The 1008-nt window shown below is 55.1% G+C and carries 1 protein-coding gene and 1 pseudogene; one reads left to right on the top strand and one right to left on the bottom strand.

Annotated elements, in window-relative coordinates; genetic code table 11:
* Positions 1–314 (top strand): annotated as a pseudogene (locus EXE42_RS19695) (hypothetical protein); the annotation flags it as partial.
* Between the two features lie 157 nt (positions 315–471).
* On the opposite strand, the gene EXE42_RS15875 reads toward EXE42_RS19695, so the two are convergent.
* The coding region (locus EXE42_RS15875) for a site-specific integrase (protein ID WP_137706948.1) at positions 472–1008 on the bottom strand (537 nt) is incomplete at its 5' end.

Genomic DNA, 1008 nt, shown 5'->3' with positions numbered 1-1008 from the left:
GCAAGCGCCAGCGAAGAATGGAGACTTTGGCCGCCACCCGAGAAGGGTACGAAACGTCAGATGGCGACTCACAGATGAGCCTATCACAGTTCGAAAACGGTCCCAATGCGGTAGCACATCCGGTGGCTTTCCCCGTTCAGATCGGTGTCGAGATCGGCGCGTGGATACCAGACCGACTCAGCCGTGAGCTGAACGAACTCAGTCCTAGTGATGGAATCTCGACGCCTGACGCTACCACGGCCGCGAAGGGGATGGTCACGTACAGCATGATGGTCTGTATGGTCGCTCTCAATCTAGCTTTGCTCGCGAGCTGATGGTGAGTACCCTTCACTTGATTCAAGCCTGATTTGAGAATACGAGAGCTGAAGGGGTGACTATCGACACCGATTTTGAATTCGTGATGAGCAAAGAAAGGATAGCTAGGATACAGAAATTGGGGGAGATCCTACGATCTCACGATTCAGATCCAGTTCAGATATTATCGAGGAAACTCCGACGCTGCTCGACTTTGACCTCCTCTGTTCGTTTGTCGTAGTGCTGATCTAGAACCTTCCTGCTGACATTCATCCTATCGGTCACGACTTCCGGAGGTACGTCTTCGGTCAGGTAGTGAGTGATCGACCCCCTCCTGATCGCGTGAGGACTAACTGCCTCGTCGCACTTTTTCTCCCCGTCCTCGCAGCCATCACACGGTTCGTCCCTGAAGCAGGGAGCTGTTATCCGATACACATGGCGTCTGATCGCGGCTCGAGACATGCGGCCCTTTGTTGTCGTCAGTAACGGCTCACGACCGTTGTCGTCAATCTGGTCTTTCCGCCTGTTGGTGATATAATCCTCCAGCAGCTGAGTCAGCTCAGGCGTGATCGCGACCAGTCGCTCCCCGGCTTCGCCGTTCTTCAGGTTCGTTCCCTGGTGTGGGCGGTGTTCCAACCGGAGGTACCGCTCTTCTAGGTTGACGTCGTCGAGATCGAGCGAATGCACACCGCCGATACGCATCCCGGTCTCCCA

Origin of the sequence: Halorubrum sp. SP3 (genome assembly GCF_005435195.1) — an archaeon.
Taxonomy (GTDB): Archaea; Halobacteriota; Halobacteria; order Halobacteriales; family Haloferacaceae; genus Halorubrum; species Halorubrum sodomense.
The sequence above is the reverse complement of the archived record's forward strand: the minus strand, read 5'-3'. Positions and strand labels throughout refer to the sequence as shown.